Below are 19,571 nucleotides of genomic sequence, written 5' to 3'. Positions count from 1 at the left end.
GCCCTTGCTATGCCGTTGCCATCCGAAGAAGCCCCCGCAGGGGCGTTCCCTCGGAGTAGAGCCTCTTGATCCTGAGCTCCTCGCGCTCGAGCTCCTTGAAGCGCCGCAGCGCCTCGTCCACGTCTCCGTAGACCTTCCAGCGTCCGCACGCCCGTGCTCCCTGGCCCCCGTCCGACATGAAGCCGTCGACGTCCTCGATGGGGTAGCCGAGGACAAAGCCGATCTCATGGGGAAAGGGGGTCCTGTCGTTGTAGTAGGCGCGCAGGCGACGCCTGAGCTCTCCCATGAGCGCCCCGCTTCGAGAGGGGAGGTGGTTCTTGGCGAGAAACTCGTGCGCCCCCGCGTCGGAGAGAAGACGCCGGATGCGGCGCGGACGCCAGACGAGCAGCATCGCCCGCCCTTCTCGCCATCCCAGCAGGGAAACGCGCACGCCGAAGCGCCGAAGGTGCCACGCGTAGGTTCCTATGAGGGTCTTTACGCGGAGGCGGCACATGGACGTCGGACGCGCGGCATCGTCGGGCGGCATCCGGAAGCCAAAGACTGCGGCCGGCTTGCATCCCGCGAGCACGATGCCCGCCTGACAGACGAGACAGCGCACGAACCTCGCCTCAAGATGCTCCTGAGGCGAGGCGTCGCTGGCGTCAACGGCAAGGCAGATGTCCATTCCCTGACCCATGCGCCTCCAATAGTTAGCTATAACTAACTCTAGTGAGCATAGAGTAAACCATAGCTAACATGTTGTCTATGACCTAAAAGGGGACTGTCCCCTTTTAGGTCACAGCGCCCAGTCGGCGCTCTCGGTCTGCAGGCGTACCATGCGGGCGAAGAGGCCGCCCGCGGCGAGCAGCTCTTCCGGAGAGCCCTGCTCCGCCACGCGGCCGTCCTCGAGCACCACGACCTTGTCCGCACTCAGGACGGTGCGCATGCGGTGGGCGATCACGATGACTGTCTTGCCGGCGAGGAGGCGGCTGAGCGCACCCTGGACCTGCGTCTCGTTCTCCACGTCGAGCGACGCCGTGGCCTCGTCCAGGAGCACGATAGGGGCGTCCTTGAGCAGCGCCCGGGCGATGGAGATGCGCTGGCGCTCGCCTCCGGAGAGGCGCGCGCCGTTCTCGCCGATCATCGTGTCGTAGCCCTGCGGCAGGCGGCTCACGAACTCGTCGCAGTTGGCGGCGCGCGCCGCGGCGAGCACCTCCTCGTCGGTGGCACCGTGGCGTCCCAGGCGGATGTTGCCCATCACCGTGTCGTCAAAGAGCAGCACGTCCTGGAAGACCACGGAGAAGTCGGCGAGAAGGACCTCGGGGTCCACGGCCGCCACGTCCACGCCGCCCACGGTGACGCGGCCCGCGTCGGCGTCCCACAGGCGCGCGGCCAGGCGGGCGCAGGTGGACTTGCCGGAGCCGGACGGCCCCACGAGCGCCGTGACCTCGCCCTCGCGCGCTGTGAACGCCACGCCGTCAAGGACCTTCTCGCCGCCGTCGTAGGAGAAGGACACGTCCTCGAAGGAGACGTCGTGGCCATGGGGTTCGTACGCCTCGCCGCCCTCGGCGAGCGGCTCCTCGTAGAAGCCCTTCATGCGCGCCGCGGCCGTCTTGGCCGAGAAGAGCTCGGCGATGAGCATGAGGCACTGGTCGAAGGGTGCGTAGATGCGGCTCACCACCAGAAGGAAGGCGAAGAGCGTCATGAACGTGCAGGAGCCCTCCAGGATGAGCGTCGCGCCCACGAGCACCGTGGTGGCGAGGCCCAGGCGCAGCACGATCTGGGCGCCGTTCACGGCGATGCCGCACGCGATCTCCGAGCGGGCGGCCTGGCGCTCCGCGGCGTCGACGTCCGCATGGATGTGCTCGAGGTAGCGCTCCTCCTGGTTGGTCGCGCGCACCTCGCGCACGCACTCGAGCGCCTCCTGGATGTCCTCCGAGGTGGCAAGGCCGCGCATGCGCGTGGCCTCCATCATGGGCTGGAGCGCCCGCCGCGCGCCGAAGAGGATGGCGAGCCCCACCGGGCAGCTCCAGAGCGACGCGAGCGCGAGCCGCCAGTCAAAGGCGAGAAGCCCCACGGCCGCCACGGCGAGCGTGATGTAGGCGCCGTAGAGCTCGGGCAGCACGTGGCTGTAGGCGTGCTCGGTGGTCTTGACGTCGGTCATGAGGGTCTCGGTGAGGTCGGCGAGGTCGCGGCGGCCGAAGAAGCCCAGGGGCAGCTTGCGCAGGCGCTCGGCGAGGCCGATGCGCTGCCGGCCGCTCTCCTTGTAGATGACGCCGTACTGGTAGTAGTAGGCCTGGTACTCCGCAATGAAGAGGACGACGATGAAGGCCGCGAGTCCTGCCGCGTAGGGCACGAGCGCGGGCAGCGGAGCGCCCTCGGTGAGGTGCGCCACGAACGCCTCCATGGCGAGGTAAGTCACGCCCACGCCCGCGAAGACGGCGAAGTTGGCCACGGCCGTCCACGCGGCGCCGCTCTTGACGTTCCTCACGCCCTCGTCGGTGAGGGCGTACTTCTCCTGGATGCTCATCTACTCCACCTCCGCGGCGCTCGTGATGCGCCAGCTCACGGACTTCTCGTAGTCGGCCCACATGCGGGCGTAGAGGCCGCCCGCCGCCAGCAGCTCGTCATGCGTGCCCTGCTCGGCCACGCGCCCGGCGTCGAGCACCACGATCTTGTCGGCGTTCCGCACCGTGGAGAGGCGGTGCGCGATCATGAGGACGGTGCGCGGAGAGCCGTCGCGCCCGCGGGCGAGGCGCTTGAAGGCGGCCTGGATTTTGACCTCGTTCTCCGGGTCGGCGAAGGCCGTCGCCTCGTCGAGCACCACCACGGGCGCGTCCTTCAGGATGGCGCGGGCGATCATGAGGCGCTGCACCTCGCCGCCGGAGAGGTGGGTGCCGCCCGTCCCCACGAGCGTGTCGGCGCCCTGGGGCAGCTTCTCCAGGATGTCCGCGCACTGGGCGGCGTCAAGGGCGGCGAGCGCCTCCTCGCGGGTGGCCTCGGGGCGCGCGGCGCGCACGTTCTCCAGGATCGTCTGGCGGAAGGGGCGGTTGGCCTGGAAGACAAAGGCAACGCGGTCCATGAGGTCGTGCGGGTCCATCTGGCGCACGTCTACGCCGCCGAGCGTCACGCGCCCGGCGCCCGCGTCCCAGAAGCGCGGCACGAGGCTCGCCGCCGTGGTCTTGCCGCCGCCGGAGGGGCCCACGAGCGCCACCGTCGCGCCGGCGGGCACCTCAAAGCTCACGTGGTCGAGCGCCGGGGCGTCCGCCCCCTCGTAGGTAAAGGTCACGTCCTCGAAGCGGATGGCGTTGCTCTCGGGCGCGCGCGGCGCGGCAGGAGCGGTGATTACGGGCGCGGCCAGCACCTCCTCCACGCGGGAGACCGCATCCGCAGCGGACTGGAATGCCTCGGACATGAACATCACTCGCGTCATGGCGGTGGGGATCACGGCCGAGAAGATCGCGTAGAACGCGAAGTTGGCCAGAAAGCGCGCGAAGTCCCCCTCGCCGGGCGCAACGAGGATCGCCGCCGGCACGAGGAAGATCGCGACGCCGTTGATGATGGTGAGCGAGAGCGACTGCGGCGTCTGGCACCACGTGACGGCGTAGTCCTGCGCGAGCCGCGTGAACTCCTCGATGGCGTCATGGAACGCGCGGAAGCTGTAGACCGTCTGCTGGAAGACCTTGACCACGGGGATGCCGCGCACGTACTCGGTGCCGGTCTTGTTCATCTTGACGAGCGACTCCATGTAGCGCGTCATGAAGTCCATGCCTCGCCCGCCCATCATGTAGAACATGCAGCCGAGCGAGATGATCACCGCGACAAGGCACGCGAGGCCGAGCCGCCAGTCAAAGACGAAGAACAGCACCAGCATGCCCAAGATCATGGCGATGCTGCCCGCGGTGTCAGGGAGCTTATGTGCGAGAAGCCCCTCGGTCTCGGCGGCGCAGCCGTCCACGACGCGGCGAAGCGCGCCGCTCGCGTGCGTGTCAAAGTAGCCGAGACTCGCGTGCATGAGGTGGTCCGTGGTGCGCTTGCGCATGTTGGACGCGCAGCGGAAGGCTGCGAGGTGCGTGCACATGAGGCCGGCGAAGTAGACGAGGATGCTCGCGGCAGAAAGGCCGAACGCCCACCAGCCGTATGCGGCGATGCCAGTGGCCGCGCCCCAGTCGGGGGCCACGGCGATGAGGTCGCGCGCTACGAGCCAGATGCAGACGTACGGGCCAAAGCTCACGAGCATCGAGACGGCCGAGAGCGCGCAGCCCAGGTACGTGAGCGTCTTGCGCGGACCGGCAAAGGCGAGCAAACGGCTCACGGCGCCCTTGTCGCGGGCGCCGCTCGCCTTGGTTGCTTGAGAGTCAGACATCGAAGCCTCCTTGCCCTCGTATCTTGATTGGCATTCCGCCGCACCGTATCATGGGAGCCGTTACTTGTTAGCTATGGTTAACTAACCTTGGACGATTCCTCAAGGGAGATGGACGAACCCTCAAGATGACGGGCATGGGAGACATTCCCCGCGAGCTCGTTGCGCTCTTCGAGCCGCAGGTCGAGCAGCTTGGTGTTCGCTTCGAGCGCCGGGGCGGCATCTGGGTGGGCGAGGCGCGCGGCTCCGTGGCGACAGGCTCGATGTGGTTCTGCGCGCCGGCGCCGCACTGCCTCGTGCTCTGTCACGACGTCGCTCCGCTTGAGGACATGCCGCTCTTCGAGGGGTCGCTCGGGCCGTACGCCTGCGCCTGTACGATGGGGGACGATGCGGTTTCGTGCTCGCGGGACTGCGGACTTCCGATCAGGTTCGTCGGCGCCGGGGATGGCGCACGCCGTCCGCATGACGAAGTGGCCACGTTCGTTGAGCACGGCCCCCGCTCGCTCTCAAGTCGCCTGCTCGCCGGCCACGCCTACCGCTCCCGCTCCATCATCTGTCTGCCCGACTTCTTCGACGACCTGGATCGTAGCTATCCGGGGGAGTTCGGTGGGCTCTTCTCGGCGTTCGACGGTGCCTGGGGTCCCGAGGCCAAGGGGGCGATTCGTCATGCGCTCGGCAACATACCCGCGAGTCCTCCGCTCGGCCCCGGTGGGTCGCTCGGGCTTCTCTCGACCGTCACCTCCCTCATGGCGTCTCTGGCGGCGGACGGGAGAGGTGCCGAACAAGATGAGGGTTCACTGGTGAGTCACGCGAGGAGTCTCCTGTCGGCTGCCGTCGAGGAGGGCGGCGTGCCACCTTCCGTCGACGCGCTCGCACGCAGGCTCTACGTGAGCCGATCGCGGCTCTGTGACGCGTTCAGGCGCGAGACAGGGCAGAGCGTGGGCGCATATGCGCGCCGGCTGCGGATGGCGCGCGCGTGCCGTCTCCTCGAGGGTGGGGAGCGTAGCGTCTCCGAGATTGCCGTCCTTCTCGGCTACCCAAGCCCCTCGGCCTTCTGTCATGCCTTCTCCGACTTCACGGGCATGTCCCCGCGCGCGTGGGTCAAAAGTGACAGTCCCTTTTGAATCACTTATCCGAGCAGAGTCTCCATGAGCCAGGTGACGCCGCAACCAAAGAAGTAGCCCACCGCCGCGCCGATGAGCGCGAGGCCTGCTACGCGCACGACCTTCATCCAGCGGGGGATGAGCCGTTCGCGCCGACCGCGCTCGGTTTCGCGGTCCACGGGCTTGCCGTCCCAGAAGGCAAGAACCTCCTGGTAGGTGACAAGGTCATGCTCACGCTTGATGCGGTCGACCCACACCGAGGCAAACATCGCGATTCCCCAGAGCACGACTGCCAGCACCACCGTGGGCAGCGTCTGCACGAGCGGAAGGTCCGCGATGCTCACCTGATACGTCCACCAGACCATGGCCAGCAGCATGAGGGCAAGAAAGCCCACCATTACGTAGCTCAGGCGTTTGACCAGCCGCACGTCCTTCTCGACCGTCTCTTTCATGGTGTCCACGTCTCCTCTCACGAGCTCGTCGATGGTCGTGCCAAAGACGTTGGCGAGGAGCAGCAGGCTCTGGACGTCGGGGTAGGTCTTGTCGTTCTCCCACGAGGAGATCGTTTGGCGGCTTACGTAGATGCGCCCCGCCAGCTCGTCCTGCGAGATGCCGAGCTGCGCGCGGTGCGCCTTGATGTGGCTCCCAAGCTCCATGCCTGCCTCCCTTCCGTCTTGGCGCGACCCTGTCGAGAAGAGCGTGCCGTGTCGGGTGCAAGCGTACCATCAAAGGTGCCCGACAGGGCCGCGCGCAGCGCGCACAGGCGGTGTCAAATGTTCCTTACATAGCGTCTGAGCTGCGCGTTTTCTGGACGTGGCGCCTTGGGCTCCGCGCCTTCCGCCCGGTGCCGTCCCGCCTGGGCCGGCGCCGTTTGGGCCATTTTGCGCGAGGAGCTGCCATCTAGGCCGACTTGTGCACCGGTTTCTGCGGGATTGGCCTCGGGCGCCCGCCTTGCGGTGGATGGCAACTGGGGTTTTCTGGCCAGAAAAAGCGCGCGTGACTCTCCATCCCGCGCAAATCAGTGCACAAGTCGGCCTAGATGGCAGCTCGTCCGCAAAGCGCCGTCCCGAGGACCCTTCGCGCCCCGTGGGACCCGGGCGCCCGCGGGCCGGGTTCCACGGGCGCCCGGGCAACGCTACTGGCCAGTGGCGCGGTGAGTGCGCGGGCCCCGCCGTCCGGCCCTCGCCGGTCGCGGCGGGCTTACGCGAGCTCGCGGATGGCCTCGGCGACGCCGCCCTCGCTTGCGAGGTTGATCGAGAGGTCGATGGGCACCACGGTGAGCGTAACCACGTCGGAGCCCTCGTAGGTGACGACCTCAAGGCCCTTGTACTCTCCCACGTCATCCGCCGACTGCCCGAGCTTGATGGTCTCGGGCTCCCAGATCTCCACGACGTACTCCTCCGGCGCGTCCGGCGTGGGCGCCATGCCGTTCACCTGCGAGAGGGGCGAGAAGATCTCGTCGATCTGCGCCTGGTCCGTGATCTCCGCGAGCTCCTCGCCGGTCGCGGCGTCGCGCACGACGGCACGGACGGTCTTGCCCCAGTCGATGTCTTCGAGTGTCTGCGCGACTTCCGTGGCGTTCTCCGCCATATCCGTGAGGGAGTCGGCGAGGCTCTGGGCCTCGTCGACCTTCTCGCCCAGCCCGAAGCACCCGGCAAGCGAGAGGGACAGCGCGGCTACGAGGGCGAGCGCGGCGATGCGGCGGTGGCTCATGGGAATCTCCTCACGTGGAAGTTCATGACAGTTTACCCTGTCACCTTTGTCATCATACCGGCTACAATAGCTGGGCTCAAACCAACTGCCACGGAGGAACCACATGCCAAGCCTTGAGGAGGAGATCTCTTCTCGCCGCACCTTTGCCATCATCTCGCACCCGGACGCGGGCAAGACCACGCTCACGGAGAAGCTGCTGCTCTACACCGGCACCATCCAGAGCGCGGGCTCGGTCAAGGGCAAGGCCAGCGCCAAGCACGCGGTCTCCGACTGGATGGACATCGAGAAGCAGCGCGGCATCTCCGTGACCTCGTCCGTCCTGCAGTTCACCTACGAGGGCCACTGCGTGAACATCCTCGACACCCCGGGTCACCAGGACTTCTCCGAGGACACCTATCGCACGCTTATGGCCGCGGACTCCGCGGTCATGGTGATCGACGGCGCCAAGGGCGTGGAGGCCCAGACCGTCAAGCTCTTCAAGGTGTGCGCGCTGCGCGGCATCCCCATCTTCACCTTCGTGAACAAGCTCGACCACGAGACGCGCGACCCCTTTGACCTCATGGAGGAGATCGAGAGCGTCCTGGGTATCGGGACCTACCCCATGAACTGGCCCATCGGCAACGGGCGGACGTTCCGCGGCGTCTTCGACCGCGCGAGCCGCCGCGTGCTCGCCTTCGAGGGCGACGGCCGCGCCAACGCCACCAAGCGCGTGGCCGAGGTGGAGGCGGAGCTTGGCGACGCCGCCCTCGACGAGCTCATCGGCGAGGAGAACCACCGCGCCCTCATGGACGACATCGAGCTTCTGGACGGCGCGGACCACGAGTTCGACCTCGAGGCCGTGCGCACGGGCAAGCTCACGCCGGTCTTCTTTGGCTCGGCGCTCACCAACTTTGGCGTGGAGCCGTTCCTGCGCGATTTCCTACGCCTCTCGCCGGCTCCCGGCGCGCACACGGATGCGCTCACGGGCGAGCCCGTGGAGGCCACGGACCCGGACTTCTCGGGCTTCGTCTTCAAGATCCAGGCCAACATGGACAAGAACCACCGCGACCGCATCGCCTTCCTGCGCATCTGCTCGGGGCGCTTCGTGCGCGGCATGGACGCCTTCCACGTGCAGGGCGACCGCAAAATCAAGCTGGCCACGGGCACGGCGATGATGGCTGACGACCGCGCCACGGTGGACGAGGCGTGCGCCGGCGACATCGTGGGCCTCTTCGACCCCGGGATCTTCTCGATCGGCGACACGCTCTGCAAGGTGGGCCGCCGCGTGCAGTTTGCGGGCATCCCCACCTTCGCGCCGGAGCACTTCGCGCGCATCGAGCAGGTGGACACCCTCAAGCGCAAGCAGTTCGTGAAGGGCATGGAGGAGCTCGCCCAGGAGGGCGCCATCCAGATCTTCCGCGAGTTCGGCGCCGGCATGGAGCGCGTCATCGTGGGCGTGGTGGGCGTGCTGCAGTTCGAGGTCCTGGAGCAGCGCCTCAAGAGCGAGTACCACGTCGAGGTGCGCCGCTCGCCCTTGCCCTACAGCCTCATCCGCTGGATTGACGAGAAGGACGGCGAGGTCGACGTGGCCAGGCTCAACCTCACGCGCGAGACCCTGCGCGTGGAGGACATGCGCGGCGGCAAGCTGCTCCTCTTCACGAGCCCGTGGAACCTCAGCTGGGCCGAGGAGCACAACGAGGGCCTGCGCCTCTCCGAGTTTGGCAACGTCACGTTCTAGGGGGCGATCGCGATGGCGAGAAGGACCGGGCGGGCCGCGGCGCCCGCGGATGCGCACGGCCCCATGCTCTCTCGCGACACGCTGCTGCTTCTGGCGGCGGGCTTCTGCTACTTCTCGAGCCCCATGCTCGTGACGCCGCTCATCACGGGGTTCACGGGCAGTCTCGGCGGGAGCGCAGCGCTCATGGGCGTCGTGGGCGGCCTCATGAACGTGGTCTCTCTCGTGTGCCGGCCGCTGCTCGGCGGGCTGGCGGACCGCGTGAGCCGCTATCGACTCTCCCTCGCGGGCGCAGCCTGCATGGCGCTCGCCTGCGCGCTCTACGTGATGGCACCGAATCCGACCGTGGTCGTGGTCGCGCGCGTGGCCAACGGCGTGGGGTTCTCGTGCTGTTCGGTCTCCATGTCCACGTGGTTCTGCAGCCTCCTGCCACCCGGGCGCGTGGGCTCGGGCATGGGCATCTACGGCACCATGAACGCGCTCGGCATGGCGGTGGCGCCGGCGCTCGGCGTGGCGCTTCTGGGGAGCGTGGGCTACCGACCGGCCTTTGTGGTGGCAGCGCTCTTCTCGACCGCGATCATGGTGCTCGTGCAGTTTGTGGGTGACCGGGGCCTGCCGCCGCGCGCTGCGTCGGGCGAGAAGGGAGCGGAGGCCGAGAAGGACGCTGGGGCCGAGAAGGGCCGCGCTTCCGCTGCCCGCCCGTGCCTCGTGGAGCCGCGCGTGGTTCCGGTGGCGCTCATCATCATGCTCTTTGCGATTCCCTACTGCGCCACTCAGTCGTTTCTCGTGAATTACGTGGCCGCGCGCGGGCTTGCGGTGAGCGTGGGCCTGTTCTTCCCGGCCTATGCCGTCATCCTGCTTGTGCTGCGCGTGGCCCTGCGTGACCTCTTTGACACGAGGCCCTTCCCGTTCTTTGTGGGCGCGGCGTCGGTCTCGGCTGCGGTGGGCATCGGCGCGCTCGCCGTGGCCGCCAATGACGCCCTGCTCATGGTGGCCGCGCTCGGCCTTGCCGGCGGCTACGGCGTCATGAGCTCGGTCTGCCAGTCCACGGCTTTGAAGCTCGCGCGCCCGGATGCCGAGGGACTTGCCAACGGCACCTACTACATCGGGCTCGACCTGGGGATGTCGCTTGGCCCCATGCTTGGCGGCGCGCTCTTTGGTTCGCTCGACGTGGAGCTCTTCTACCCTGTGCTCATGCTCTGCGTGCCGGCCGCGCTTGTCGTGTACCTGGCCTGCCGGCGCCAGCTCCGCCACGCGTAGCTGCGGGCGCGTCGCCATTCCCGTCACCGAGACGGAGGAATTACGGAAAAGTTGGCCTCAGCGAGCGCCGTTTTCCGTAGTTGCTCCGCCTCGGCGAATTGGTGGACGAGCAGAACGCGTGGGCTCCGGATCAGCGGCTACGCAGTGACATGCCCCAGCCGACAGCGAGGCCGATTGCGGCGGGGACGAGGCCGTATATGAAGGTGACCAAATCGGCCGGCGCGATGTTGGTGAGATCGAGGGCGTTCGAGAGTTTGAACGTCGTCACGGTGTGGAGCGCGTAGAGCGCGGCGATTGCGACCGGCGCGGCGAGACGCCACCGGCCCAGCTCAGTCATGCGGCCGACCTGGAACGCCGCCACGACACCGGCAATCGACAGGGCAATGCCGAGCGTCAGAATCACGTAGCCCATGATTCCGCCCCCGCCGAGTGCGCCCGTCGCGAGGCTGCCCCAGTAGAACGCAAGACATGCGAGCCAGACTGCGCCGTAGACGATCGCGGCCCTGACGAGACGCTTCTTCATGGGGCACCTCCTCGGTCGTGCCGTTGTTGTCAGTCTACCCAGGAGAAAATAAGTAGTCCGTCTCGTTGCGTCCGAGCAGCCAGTCGATTGCGCCCAGCACTTTGATCCCGTCGCTGGTGGTACCGGGGCCGTATCGGTCGAGGGTAATCACGCACTTGGGGAACGCGTCTGTGATGGCGCGGAGCGGACCCAGCTCGCGTTCGCGCGTGGCGGGGTCGATCATCGTCTCGCAAACCTGGACGTAGACGGTCTCGTCGGCCCTTCTCGCCACAAAATCGACCTCGCCCACTCTGAATGTTCCCACCTCAACGGAATGGCCACGTCGAACGAGTTCGTTGTGGATGACGTTTTTCAGCTGGAAGTCGATGCTGTCCGCCGAGAAGCGCGTCACGAGGTTCCTAAGGCTCTGGTCAACGGGATAGAACTTCCGCAGGGGCGAGAGCAGCTCCTTGCCCTGAAGTCCCGTCTGAGGCGCCTCCGAGATGACATAGGCTTTCTCGAGCGCGTCGATGTAGTTGTCGACAGTCTTTGAACTGGTCTTTTTCCGTGCGCTTGCAAGGACGCGGACAACCTTGTTGGTTGAGAAGAGGTTGCCCGCAGAGAGGCTCGCATGGCAACCTCAGGAGTTTTCGGACGCGCGAACGAGAAGTTCCGCCAGTGCGCGTGACGCTTCTCTACTCCGTCTCGGGACCCATGAGGCGGCGCTTGTAGACGAACCTCACGACCAGCAGCGCCGTGCACAGAAAGAGCAGTGTGCCCACGGCGGAGAGCATGGCCTCGCGGCCAACGAGCGCAGATACGACCACGATGACGGCGGAGAGCGGCGGGATGAGATGGACGAAGGTTCGGGACACCTCGCGTGCCAGGTATGCCTCGAGCTCGTCGTTCTCTGCGGCAAGAAGGGCGCGCAGCGCGGTGTCGTCTGAGAGGGCTCCCCGGAGCTTGCGAATCTGCTTTACAGTGAACCCTGCGGCAAAGGCAAGAAGCCCGATCAGGAAGCCCGAGGCAAAGCTCGTGACGTAGTCGTCTCCCCCAGCGGGGAAGATGCCGGCGACGGCCATGGCGGCGATGATGGCAATCGCGGCCAGGATGATGGCGAGCGAGACGCCCTCGCGACGCAGGCGGCGGCGGATGTCGGCGCTCAGGGTTTCGACGGTCTTCTTCATGGCGATCACAGCTCCTCGTCTATCTCAGAAAAGTCAAAGACGTCTTCGATTGCAAGGCCAAAGTAGCGGGCGATCTTGTAGGCGAGAGGCAGGGAGGCGGTGTACTTCTCGACCTCGATGGAGGTTATGGTCTGCCGCGTGGTACCCACTGCCTCGGCGAGCTCGGCCTGGCTCATCTTGCGCTCGCGGCGCAGCTCGCGGATGCGCGTTCGCATGGCATCACTCCTCTCGCGTTGCGTCCGACAGAGATGACAAGCGCGCTTTGCATCTCTAGAATAGCGAGCTTTGCAAAATATGACAAGTCAACTTTGCAATCAGAATGTAATGTGCGGTGTGAGCGCGCTCGGCGCCACGCCGGCGGACTGCTTCGCGCGCCGCGCTTGCGAGGGGCGCTGCCCCTTTGACGTGCGCAAGGCGATGTGCACGACGGCAGCTGCGGAACTCATCGGCTGCTAGGTGTGACAGGAGGGACGCATGACTGTCGTGCGCCCTTGGCGTGACGCCCCTTGTCACACCTTACTTCTCGCTGACGTTGGCCTGCCATCATGCCCCTAAGAAGGGGGTGGGAGCGTTGGGCATTGAGGCGCTGTTCGGGCATATGAGCATTGCGGGCGTCCCGATCTCGCAGGATCTCGTCAATAGTGCCTTTGTCGGGGTGTTTTTTGGCATTCCGCTCGTTGCCCTGCTCGTTGCGCGTATTTGTGCGGTGCGTCGTAATCGTGTTGGGGAGCGGATTCCTAGGGCAACACTCTTCTCGGGCGATTTGCTTGACGAGCTTCCCGAGAGCATGAAGCCGGAGGTGCTAGGGGTTCCGTTTTGCGGTCAGGTCGGCGGTCGGGTCTTTGCGCTCTCGGTGCTCTCCCTGCTTCGCGACGGTAGTCTCTCCATGAGACCAACGAGTTCCCCGGCAGAGGGGGCATACCGCTTTGACGTGCTCGACCAAGGCATGCTGTCGAAGGCGGGCCTCGCCTCCGCGACTACGCGCGTCTGTCTGCCGGCGGGCTCGCTCGACAAGACGGTCGGTGGGGCAATCGCGCGCTACGTGAAAAAACCCGACGACGCATGCGGCCCTGTGCACGACTTTACTAGGTGCACTGGTGACCAGGTTCTCAGGGCGGGTTATCTTTCCGAGAAGGATGGTGGTAGCGGCAACGCGACTGTCGTCCTCATGCTAGCGCAGATGATTGTGGGGTCGTGCTTCATTGCGTTCACGACGCTGCCCAGACTCTCTGCCATTGCAGTCGTGATTGGTGGGTTCGTAGCCCTGATCTTTACGCAGGGCTCGCTTGGGACGAGCGTTAACGCCGACAAGCTCCAAGACGTGCTCGCTCGCGCTGACGCGCATCGCCGCTGGATTGTGCAGCGCTACCGCTCGGGCGAGGCACTTCCGGGATCGGCGAAGCGTGTCGATCGAACGCTTCGCTTTGCGTTGGCGTTTGGGCTCAGCGATGAGGTCGTAGCCGAGCTCGCGCGTCGCTCGGGCGACGAAGACATCGAGTGGTTTCTCACTGAGCCGGCAGAGGGCTTTCCCTCGCCGCTGCGTGCGCTCGAGAAACTCTTTGAAGTGGCGGTCCACGAGAACGATCGCATGAGTGACAGCTAGGGAGCCAAGATGAGCGTCATCACCAACTTCCTCTATTACATCATCCTGCCGTACGTGCTCGCCCTCGTCATGGTACGTCTTTCGGACCGCGCGCTTTGCGCATGTCGACAGCTCGGACATTCGCGACGGCCATCTGTGCGAGCCTCCCAGCACCGACGAGCCAATGTTTCTGGCGCGCGTGATGGACGAGGATTTCGTGCGCTCCGGAGTCACAGCGACCCTACTCTCCCTAGACCACAAGGGCGTCGTGCGTATCGAGCGCGTTCCCACGGCGTGGTGTCGCCTGAGGATCAACGATCGGATGGACGAGACACACGCGGCCAAGACGCTCGCCCAACGCGCAGCTGGTCTCGAGCGCGAGACCGTCCGCGTCTCGCTTGCTCCCAACGTGTCCACGAAGCGCCTTACGGAGTACGAGCACATGACGCTTGACTTTGTCTTTGTTGACGGTCGCACGAGCATCACAGCAGAGGAGCTATCGGAGGCGCGGCGGGAGTTTCCCGCCTACCTCACGCGACAGAGCCACTGCCTATCGGGCAAGGCGACGCGCGACGTGTAGGAGCGCCACCTCGTCGAGGGGGTATCGCCGTCGCTCTTCTGGCTTGCTGTCGTGCTTCTCGCCTTCTATGCGCTCGTGGCTTTCCTGTTCGTGGGCTTTGATGTGCTGCCCATGATTTTCTTTGGACTGCCGGGGCTTGCCATGATGGTCGCGTACTCGCGGCCGCGCGAGGTCTACACAGTCGAAGGCCGCGCGCTGCTCGCGCGCTGCCATGCGTTCAAGCGTTACATCGTTGAGCTCACGAGTATGCGCGACGCGCGCCTTACCGACGCCGCGCTGTGGGGCGAGCAGCTGGTCTATGGCGTTGCCGTCAACGCTGTGGGAGCCGCTCCGCGCGATCTCTTCCCCAAGATTGAGTCCAGCCGCGCCCCCGCGGCGCCCGACTGGTACGTTGCCTACGTGCGTGCCCATGACAAGAAGAATGCCAGTTCGCGTCCGTCACGCCCCGTCACCGTCCAATGAATGCCCGGTAGTTAGCCTGTTCCGATTGGCGCAGGCGCGGGCGTGCGCCGCCGTTCGACGTTGGCACGTCTCGCCCTCGGCGAGCTCGGTGGTGCGGCGCTCTTCTCGACCTCTCCGAGCGGCGCCCACTCGTCCATGTATTACGAAGGGACAGTCCCTTCGTATCATTTGGGGGTTGTTCTGTTCGTCGAGCGTTCAGGAATCGAAGAAATGAGGCTCAAGACGGGGCGTTTTTCTCGGTTCATGCACACTCGATTGATTGGCGAGAAGTTCGCGTGGCCGACAAGCCCCTCTACCTGCGGCGCGCAACCGGCGGGCGCCCTCTGGTTGCCGCGAAAACTGCCAAATTGCTTACCGTCGGTTGGTAGAATTGCGCCGTGCGCGCCCGCAGAATACAAGGTGCCGGCAGACAGCGCACACCCCCGAAGAAGGGCAGACCATGAGCTTTCGCGACAACCTCCAGCACCTGCGCGCAGAGCGCAACATGACCCAGGAGCAGCTGGCCATGCTGCTCGGCGTCTCCCGCCAGAGCGTCACGAAGTGGGAGGCCGAGAGGAGCCAGCCGGAGATGGACAAGCTCCTCAAGATGTGCGAGATCTTCGACTGCACGCTCGACGAGCTCGTGACGGGCGACCTCACCGGCCGCGCCGCGCCCGCGACCGCCGCCCCCATCCCCGCCGGCCCGCCCACCGACGTCTGCGGCTACGAGGAGCACCAGCGCATGATGGCGCTCAAGGTCCCCACCGGCGCGGCGCTCATCCTCCTGGGCATCGCGCTCGGCCTGCTCTTCGAGGGCTCGGTCGAGCTGGCGTCCTGGAACGGGCGCGACGGCCTCTTCGTGATCATCGTGCTCGTGGGCGTCCTCGCGGGCCTCGCGTTTCTCGTGCCCGCAGGCATGGAGCATACGGCGTTCCAGAAGGCGCACCCTTACGTGGAGGACTTCTACACGGACGAGGACCGCGCCGCCGCGCGCCGGCAGTTCTCGGCGGCGCTCATCGCGGGCCTCGCGCTCATCTTCGCGGGCATCGGCTGCCTGCTCATGCTCGAGAGGACGGCGGAGAACTGGGGGCTCTTCTTCCTCATGTTCTTCATCGCCCTGGGCGTGTGGTGGATCGTGCGCGGCGGCATGCTGCTCGGGCGGGTCAACGTCGAGGAGTACAACCGCTCCGTTGCCGAGGACCTCGAGGTGGAGGACATCGTCACCGCGAAGCTGGACGAGGCTCGGCGCGACGTCCTTCTCGCCCAGAAGCGGGAGGGCGAGAAGATCGGTGCGATCTGCGGCGCCGTCATGATCTTCGCCACGATCGTTGGTCTGCTCCTGCTCTTCTGCGCCCAGCCGCCCGCTCAGAACTGGTTCTGGATGTCGTGGGTCGTGGGCGGCCTTCTCTGCGGCATCGTCTCAACGCTCATGCACGTGTTCCGCCGGGAGGGGTAGCGCCTCCATCGTCACCTGCGTGCGCTGCAGCTCGGAGCCCGTCGCCACGAAGCAGTCGAGGACCCCTGTCTCCGTGATTAGGTTGATGCCACCGTCGCAGTGGAGCGGCAGCGATCCTCCGCTTCCGCCGCTCCGCGCGAATCGTCGCCCCGTGTTCCAAAGCGTCTCATGCCGAGAAGGACGGCCGGAGGCCCCAATGTGGAAAACTCCCGCATGTGCCCCGTATAATGGCCGCACGGGGCGAGAAGAACCGCGCGACCATGCGCTGGCCTAAGCGCGTGCCCGCTTCCTACGGCGTCGCCCGGGCCACGTCGCCGTCGAAAGGATTCAGATGGTCACTCATACGCTCGGCACGGGCGCGCGGACGGCAGTGCTCCTGCACGGGGGCGGCCTCTCGTGGTGGAACTACCGGGCAGTCGCCGACCTGCTCGCCGCCAACGGGTACCGCGTCGTGCTCCCGGTGCTCGACGGGCACGCCGGCTCGGACCGACCGTTCACCTCGATCGAGGACAACGCCTCCGAGCTCGTCGCCCTCATCGACCGCGTGCTCGGCGGGCGCGTCGACGCGCTTTGCGGCGTCTCCCTCGGGGCGCAGGTCGCCCTCGACGCTCTCGCGCAGCGGCCGCGGATCGCGGGGCGCGCCGTCATCGAGAGCGCGCTCGTGCTCCCCATGCGCGCCGCCCGCGCCCTCGTCGCGCCCGCCGTCGCCCTGAGCCACCCGCTCGTGCGGCGTCCCTGGTTCTCGCGGGCGCAGTTCGCGAGCCTCCATCTCCCCGAGGAGCTCTACGAGTCCTACTACCGTGACAGCTGCGCCATATCGAAGCGGGACATGATCGCCTTCATGCGGGCGAACAGCTCCTACCGGTTGAGACCCGAGCTCGCGGGCTGCGGGGCGCGGGCGACCATCCTCGTCGGCGGGAGGGAGCCCCGCATCATGGTGCGCTCGGCGCGCGCCCTGGCTGAGGCCATGCCGGGCAGCACGCTTGTCGAGCACCCTGGCTGGCGGCACGGCGAGGCGAGTTTGTGGCATCCCGGGGTCTATCTCGAGGCGCTCGAGGGTCGCCCATAAGCAAGCGCCCGAGTGCCGCTACGGCAGATGCAGGGCGTTGCGTATCAAAATAGGACGAGAAGAGCGCTCGCGTCGCTAGCCCCTCAGCACGTCGTCCATCATCGCGTAGCTCACCGCGTCGATGCTATGGTCGTTGCCGTCCGCCTTGAGACGGATCGCCTCGTCCACCATCTCCTGCGTCAGCTTCGGACGCCTCGCCATGCAATCACCCCCGTGAAAGTCGAAAGACCTCGTCACGGTGGATTCTCGCGTCGCGTCACAAAGCGAGGGGGTTAGCGCCCCTTCGCTCTCGGCAGCAGGTTGCTCACGTACTCCGTGCGCCCTGCGAGGACGTCGTCGTAGAAGGCCTGCTTGGCGTCTATGTAGTCGATGCTCGACCGCACCTCGGCGAGCTTTTCCACCAGGCGCCCGCGCTTCTCGGCGAGCATGGCCTTGCGCTCGGGGATGCTTGCGGGGCCCTCGAGGCAGAGGCCCAGGTACGTCCGCATCTCCTCGATGCTCATGCCGCAGCGCTTGAGGCACGTGAGGCCGCGGAGCCACTCCACGTCGTTCGCGCTGAACACGCGACGGTTGTTCCTGTCGCGCTTCACGTTGGGGACGAGCCCCTGGTTGCAGTAGAACTTGAGCGTCTGATAGGTCATGCCAAGCTCGCGGCACACCTGCATCATGGTGAAGAGCCTCTCCTCCGCCATGCGCACCTCCCGAAAGAAAAGTCGCCGATTCCGCTTGACCGATAGTTACAACCGGTTGTTATAACAGCATTGTACCGCAGGCAAACAGGAAGGAAGGCAACCATGGCAGACAGCATGACGTACGTCACCCTCTCGAACGGCGTCGAGGTCCCGCAGATCGGCTACGGCGTGTACCAGGTGACGCAGGACGAGTGCGAGCGCTGCGTGCGCGACGCCCTGGAGGTGGGCTACCGCCACATCGACACGGCGCAGAGCTACTTCAACGAGGAGCAGGTGGGCTCGGCCGTCGCGGCCTCGGGCGTCGACCGCGCGGACGTGTTCCTGACCACCAAGGTGTGGCTCGAGCACTACGGCGAGGGCGCCACGCGCACCTCGGTGGAGGACTCGCTGCGCAAGCTCGGGACCGACTACGTCGACCTCGTCCTTCTCCACCAGCCGTTCGGCGACGCGTACGGCGCCTGGCGCGACCTCGTGCGCCTCTACGAGGAGGGCAAGGTCCGCGCCGTCGGCGTCTCGAACTTCTACGTGGACCGGCTGGTGGAGTTCTGCGAGTTCAACGACGTTGCCCCCATGGTCAACCAGATGGAGACGCACCCGCTGAACCAGCAGGCGGAGCTCATGGAGTGGGAGGAGAAGTACCGCGTGCGGCCCGAGGCGTGGGCGCCCTTCGGCGAGGGGCGCGGCGGGCTCTTCGAGAACCCCGTGCTCGCCGAGATCGGAGCCGCCCACGGCAAGAGCGCCGCGCAGGTGATGCTGCGCTGGAACCTGCAGCGCGGCGTTATCGTGCTGCCCAAGTCCGTGCATCGCGAGCGCATGGAGGAGAACCTCGACGTGCTTGACTTCGCGCTCTCGGAGGACGAGATGGCGCGGATTGCCGCGCTCGACACCAAGACCTCGAGCTTCTTCGACCACCGCGACCCCGAGATGGTCAGGTGGTTCGCCGGGATTGTCGAGGAGCGCAGGCATCAGCACGACAGCTCAAAGGAGAAGAAGAACTGGTAGAAGCCCAAGGGGCGGTTAGCGGGCATGGGGTAGCTACTCCAGCGGCCCCATGCCCTTCCGCTCCCGCCGCCCCTTGAGCCCGTACTTCCTGCACAGGCGGGAGTTCCGCTGCCGCATCATGTCGCGCTCGCGCCACACCTCCTCGAGCTCGGCGGACCCCTCCGCGTGCGCCCGTTCGTGCTCGAGCTGCTCGTTGAAGGCGCGCTCCTGCTCTTCTGTGCGCCGCCGCCCGCGCAGAACTGGTTCTGGATGTCGTGGGTCGTGGGTGGCCTCGTCTGCGGTATCGTCTTGACGCTCATGCACGCGTTTCGCCGGGAGGGGTAGCGCCCCGAGCGAGAACGTCGTGCCGCGCAAGTTGTTTCCTTATGCCCCTAGCTCGGTAATGGGGACAACAAACACTCCGTTGGGCGTCCTTCTGCAGAAGGACGCCTTGCCGACAAGGACCGCAAGGAACGAGGGATTCGCGTTACGTGCGGCGGGGTTGCGTGCAATCTTGTCGCGCAGTCTGAGGAGGTTGCGCTCTGCTGCGGGCACCTTCTCCTCGCTCAGCTTCACCTCGAAAGCGCCCCACCTTCCGTCAGGAAGCTCAACGATGATGTCAACTTCGAGGCCGTCGGCGTCTCCGTAGTAGCGCACTTCAGCGTCGGGGATCGTCCCGAGCGCAGAGCAGTACACTCGCACGTCTCTGAGACAAAGCTCCTCGAAGAGCGTCCCAAAGACTTGCGTCTCTCGAAGAAGGCGCTCTGGGGTCATCGAGAGCAGGGAGGCGGGAAGAGAGGGGTCGACGAAGGTCCTCTTTGGCTTTGATCTCACTCGGGACTTCGCCTTGACTGGCGCATCCCATCCGCGCTGCTCCTCCACGAAGTACTGATCCTTGAAGAAGGTGAGATAGGGTGCCAGCGAGTGCTGGTAGTAGGAGGGGTCAACG

At 66.2% G+C, this 19,571-nt stretch carries 21 protein-coding genes and 1 pseudogene; 9 read left to right on the top strand and 13 right to left on the bottom strand.

Translation table 11 applies throughout. The annotated features are described in order from the left end of the window. Positions 1-7 precede the first annotated feature (7 nt). The 3 genes from H6A23_RS04055 to H6A23_RS04045 form a co-directional block, all read right to left on the bottom strand. A complete protein-coding gene (locus tag H6A23_RS04055; protein ID WP_204830919.1) occupies positions 8-676 on the bottom strand; it encodes a DUF3793 family protein in 669 nt (222 codons plus the stop codon). Positions 677-775: 99 nt separating this feature from the next. After that, the gene (locus tag H6A23_RS04050; RefSeq protein ID WP_204830918.1) at positions 776-2,509 is read right to left on the bottom strand and encodes an ABC transporter ATP-binding protein; all 1,734 of its coding nucleotides are present in this window, start codon (positions 2,507-2,509) and stop codon (positions 776-778) included. Next, positions 2,510-4,345 carry an ABC transporter ATP-binding protein gene (locus H6A23_RS04045; RefSeq protein WP_204830917.1) on the bottom strand — a complete coding sequence of 612 codons (1,836 nt, stop codon included), beginning with the start codon at positions 4,343-4,345 and terminating at the stop codon, positions 2,510-2,512. Positions 4,346-4,479: 134 nt separating this feature from the next. Here H6A23_RS04045 and H6A23_RS04040 point away from each other — a divergent pair, with 134 nt between their 5' ends. Next, positions 4,480-5,466, top strand: coding sequence for a helix-turn-helix domain-containing protein (locus H6A23_RS04040; RefSeq protein ID WP_286165785.1), 987 nt, complete (start codon positions 4,480-4,482; stop codon positions 5,464-5,466). 5 nt (positions 5,467-5,471) lie between these two features. On the opposite strand, the gene H6A23_RS04035 is transcribed toward H6A23_RS04040, so the two are convergent. After that, positions 5,472-6,101, bottom strand: coding sequence for a helix-turn-helix domain-containing protein (locus H6A23_RS04035; RefSeq protein ID WP_204830915.1), 630 nt, complete (start codon positions 6,099-6,101; stop codon positions 5,472-5,474). A 544-nt stretch (positions 6,102-6,645) separates the two neighbouring features. Beyond that, entirely contained in the window at positions 6,646-7,158 is a 513-nt protein-coding gene (locus tag H6A23_RS04030) for a hypothetical protein (protein ID WP_204830914.1), read from the bottom strand. Between the two features lie 103 nt (positions 7,159-7,261). Here H6A23_RS04030 and H6A23_RS04025 point away from each other — a divergent pair, with 103 nt between their 5' ends. Continuing rightward, positions 7,262-8,875, top strand: coding sequence for a peptide chain release factor 3 (locus tag H6A23_RS04025; RefSeq protein WP_204830913.1), 1,614 nt, complete (start codon positions 7,262-7,264; stop codon positions 8,873-8,875). A gap of 12 nt (positions 8,876-8,887) precedes the next feature. Further along, complete coding sequence (locus tag H6A23_RS04020) at positions 8,888-10,132, top strand: MFS transporter (protein WP_204830912.1); 1,245 nt, start codon at positions 8,888-8,890, stop codon at positions 10,130-10,132. Positions 10,133-10,262: 130 nt separating this feature from the next. Here H6A23_RS04020 and H6A23_RS04015 read toward each other — a convergent pair whose 3' ends face one another. From H6A23_RS04015 to H6A23_RS04000, 4 genes and pseudogenes are all read right to left on the bottom strand, one after another. Further along, positions 10,263-10,655: a hypothetical protein gene (locus H6A23_RS04015; protein ID WP_204830911.1), complete on the bottom strand. Its 393-nt coding sequence runs from the start codon at positions 10,653-10,655 to the stop codon at positions 10,263-10,265. Between the two features lie 34 nt (positions 10,656-10,689). After that, positions 10,690-11,235 (bottom strand): annotated as a pseudogene (locus H6A23_RS04010) (DUF4143 domain-containing protein); the annotation flags it as partial. 94 nt (positions 11,236-11,329) lie between these two features. Next, a complete protein-coding gene (locus H6A23_RS04005) occupies positions 11,330-11,821 on the bottom strand; it encodes a hypothetical protein (RefSeq protein WP_204830909.1) in 492 nt (163 codons plus the stop codon). Positions 11,822-11,826: 5 nt separating this feature from the next. Continuing rightward, positions 11,827-12,036, bottom strand: a complete 210-nt coding sequence (locus H6A23_RS04000; RefSeq protein WP_087216979.1) for a helix-turn-helix transcriptional regulator — start codon at positions 12,034-12,036, stop codon at positions 11,827-11,829. A 356-nt stretch (positions 12,037-12,392) separates the two neighbouring features. On the opposite strand from H6A23_RS04000, the gene H6A23_RS03995 reads away from it, so the two are divergent. The 5 genes from H6A23_RS03995 (at position 12,393) to H6A23_RS03975 (ending at position 16,949) form a co-directional block, all read left to right on the top strand. Next, positions 12,393-13,424, top strand: coding sequence for a DUF2207 domain-containing protein (locus H6A23_RS03995; RefSeq protein WP_204830908.1), 1,032 nt, complete (start codon positions 12,393-12,395; stop codon positions 13,422-13,424). A gap of 301 nt (positions 13,425-13,725) precedes the next feature. After that, entirely contained in the window at positions 13,726-13,983 is a 258-nt protein-coding gene (locus H6A23_RS03990; RefSeq protein ID WP_204830907.1) for a hypothetical protein, read from the top strand. A 51-nt stretch (positions 13,984-14,034) separates the two neighbouring features. Then, positions 14,035-14,445 carry a DUF2207 family protein gene (locus tag H6A23_RS03985; protein ID WP_204830906.1) on the top strand — a complete coding sequence of 137 codons (411 nt, stop codon included), beginning with the start codon at positions 14,035-14,037 and terminating at the stop codon, positions 14,443-14,445. Between the two features lie 439 nt (positions 14,446-14,884). Beyond that, complete coding sequence (locus tag H6A23_RS03980) at positions 14,885-15,880, top strand: helix-turn-helix transcriptional regulator (RefSeq protein ID WP_204830905.1); 996 nt, start codon at positions 14,885-14,887, stop codon at positions 15,878-15,880. Between the two features lie 331 nt (positions 15,881-16,211). Further along, positions 16,212-16,949, top strand: coding sequence for an alpha/beta fold hydrolase (locus H6A23_RS03975; protein ID WP_204830904.1), 738 nt, complete (start codon positions 16,212-16,214; stop codon positions 16,947-16,949). A gap of 75 nt (positions 16,950-17,024) precedes the next feature. Here H6A23_RS03975 and H6A23_RS11430 read toward each other — a convergent pair whose 3' ends face one another. Next, entirely contained in the window at positions 17,025-17,150 is a 126-nt protein-coding gene (locus H6A23_RS11430) for a hypothetical protein (protein WP_274958852.1), read from the bottom strand. A 71-nt stretch (positions 17,151-17,221) separates the two neighbouring features. Further along, entirely contained in the window at positions 17,222-17,641 is a 420-nt protein-coding gene (locus H6A23_RS03970; protein ID WP_204830903.1) for a MerR family transcriptional regulator, read from the bottom strand. A 102-nt stretch (positions 17,642-17,743) separates the two neighbouring features. On the opposite strand from H6A23_RS03970, the gene H6A23_RS03965 reads away from it, so the two are divergent. Then, positions 17,744-18,643, top strand: coding sequence for an aldo/keto reductase (locus H6A23_RS03965; protein ID WP_274958854.1), 900 nt, complete (start codon positions 17,744-17,746; stop codon positions 18,641-18,643). Between the two features lie 33 nt (positions 18,644-18,676). On the opposite strand, the gene H6A23_RS03960 is transcribed toward H6A23_RS03965, so the two are convergent. Next, complete coding sequence (locus H6A23_RS03960; protein ID WP_204830902.1) at positions 18,677-18,946, bottom strand: hypothetical protein; 270 nt, start codon at positions 18,944-18,946, stop codon at positions 18,677-18,679. 60 nt (positions 18,947-19,006) lie between these two features. Then, a complete protein-coding gene (locus tag H6A23_RS03955) occupies positions 19,007-19,543 on the bottom strand; it encodes a DUF4143 domain-containing protein (RefSeq protein ID WP_286165792.1) in 537 nt (178 codons plus the stop codon). Positions 19,544-19,571 lie beyond the last annotated feature (28 nt).

It is taken from the genome of Olsenella uli (genome assembly GCF_016900775.1).
GTDB lineage: Bacteria > Actinomycetota > Coriobacteriia > Coriobacteriales > Atopobiaceae > Thermophilibacter > Thermophilibacter uli_A.
This window is presented reverse-complemented; position numbering and strand designations above follow the sequence as displayed.

Excerpts from the sequence above, each read along its gene's own strand:
- H6A23_RS03975 (WP_204830904.1), top strand. The coding sequence starts at position 16,212 with ATGGTCACTCATACGCTCGGCACGGGCGCGCGGACGGCAGTGCTCCTG.
- H6A23_RS04045 (WP_204830917.1), bottom strand. The coding sequence starts at position 4,345 with ATGTCTGACTCTCAAGCAACCAAGGCGAGCGGCGCCCGCGACAAGGGC.
- H6A23_RS04015 (WP_204830911.1), bottom strand. The coding sequence starts at position 10,655 with ATGAAGAAGCGTCTCGTCAGGGCCGCGATCGTCTACGGCGCAGTCTGG.
- H6A23_RS04055 (WP_204830919.1), bottom strand. The coding sequence starts at position 676 with ATGGGTCAGGGAATGGACATCTGCCTTGCCGTTGACGCCAGCGACGCC.
- H6A23_RS03970 (WP_204830903.1), bottom strand. The coding sequence starts at position 17,641 with ATGGCGGAGGAGAGGCTCTTCACCATGATGCAGGTGTGCCGCGAGCTT.
- H6A23_RS03980 (WP_204830905.1), top strand. The coding sequence starts at position 14,885 with ATGAGCTTTCGCGACAACCTCCAGCACCTGCGCGCAGAGCGCAACATG.
- H6A23_RS03990 (WP_204830907.1), top strand. The coding sequence starts at position 13,726 with ATGGACGAGACACACGCGGCCAAGACGCTCGCCCAACGCGCAGCTGGT.
- H6A23_RS04050 (WP_204830918.1), bottom strand. The coding sequence starts at position 2,509 with ATGAGCATCCAGGAGAAGTACGCCCTCACCGACGAGGGCGTGAGGAAC.
- H6A23_RS04020 (WP_204830912.1), top strand. The coding sequence starts at position 8,888 with ATGGCGAGAAGGACCGGGCGGGCCGCGGCGCCCGCGGATGCGCACGGC.
- H6A23_RS04035 (WP_204830915.1), bottom strand. The coding sequence starts at position 6,101 with ATGGAGCTTGGGAGCCACATCAAGGCGCACCGCGCGCAGCTCGGCATC.
- H6A23_RS04025 (WP_204830913.1), top strand. The coding sequence starts at position 7,262 with ATGCCAAGCCTTGAGGAGGAGATCTCTTCTCGCCGCACCTTTGCCATC.
- H6A23_RS04030 (WP_204830914.1), bottom strand. The coding sequence starts at position 7,158 with ATGAGCCACCGCCGCATCGCCGCGCTCGCCCTCGTAGCCGCGCTGTCC.
- H6A23_RS04000 (WP_087216979.1), bottom strand. The coding sequence starts at position 12,036 with ATGCGAACGCGCATCCGCGAGCTGCGCCGCGAGCGCAAGATGAGCCAG.
- H6A23_RS03965 (WP_274958854.1), top strand. The coding sequence starts at position 17,744 with ATGGCAGACAGCATGACGTACGTCACCCTCTCGAACGGCGTCGAGGTC.
- H6A23_RS04005 (WP_204830909.1), bottom strand. The coding sequence starts at position 11,821 with ATGAAGAAGACCGTCGAAACCCTGAGCGCCGACATCCGCCGCCGCCTG.
- H6A23_RS11430 (WP_274958852.1), bottom strand. The coding sequence starts at position 17,150 with ATGGCGAGGCGTCCGAAGCTGACGCAGGAGATGGTGGACGAGGCGATC.
- H6A23_RS04040 (WP_286165785.1), top strand. The coding sequence starts at position 4,480 with ATGGGAGACATTCCCCGCGAGCTCGTTGCGCTCTTCGAGCCGCAGGTC.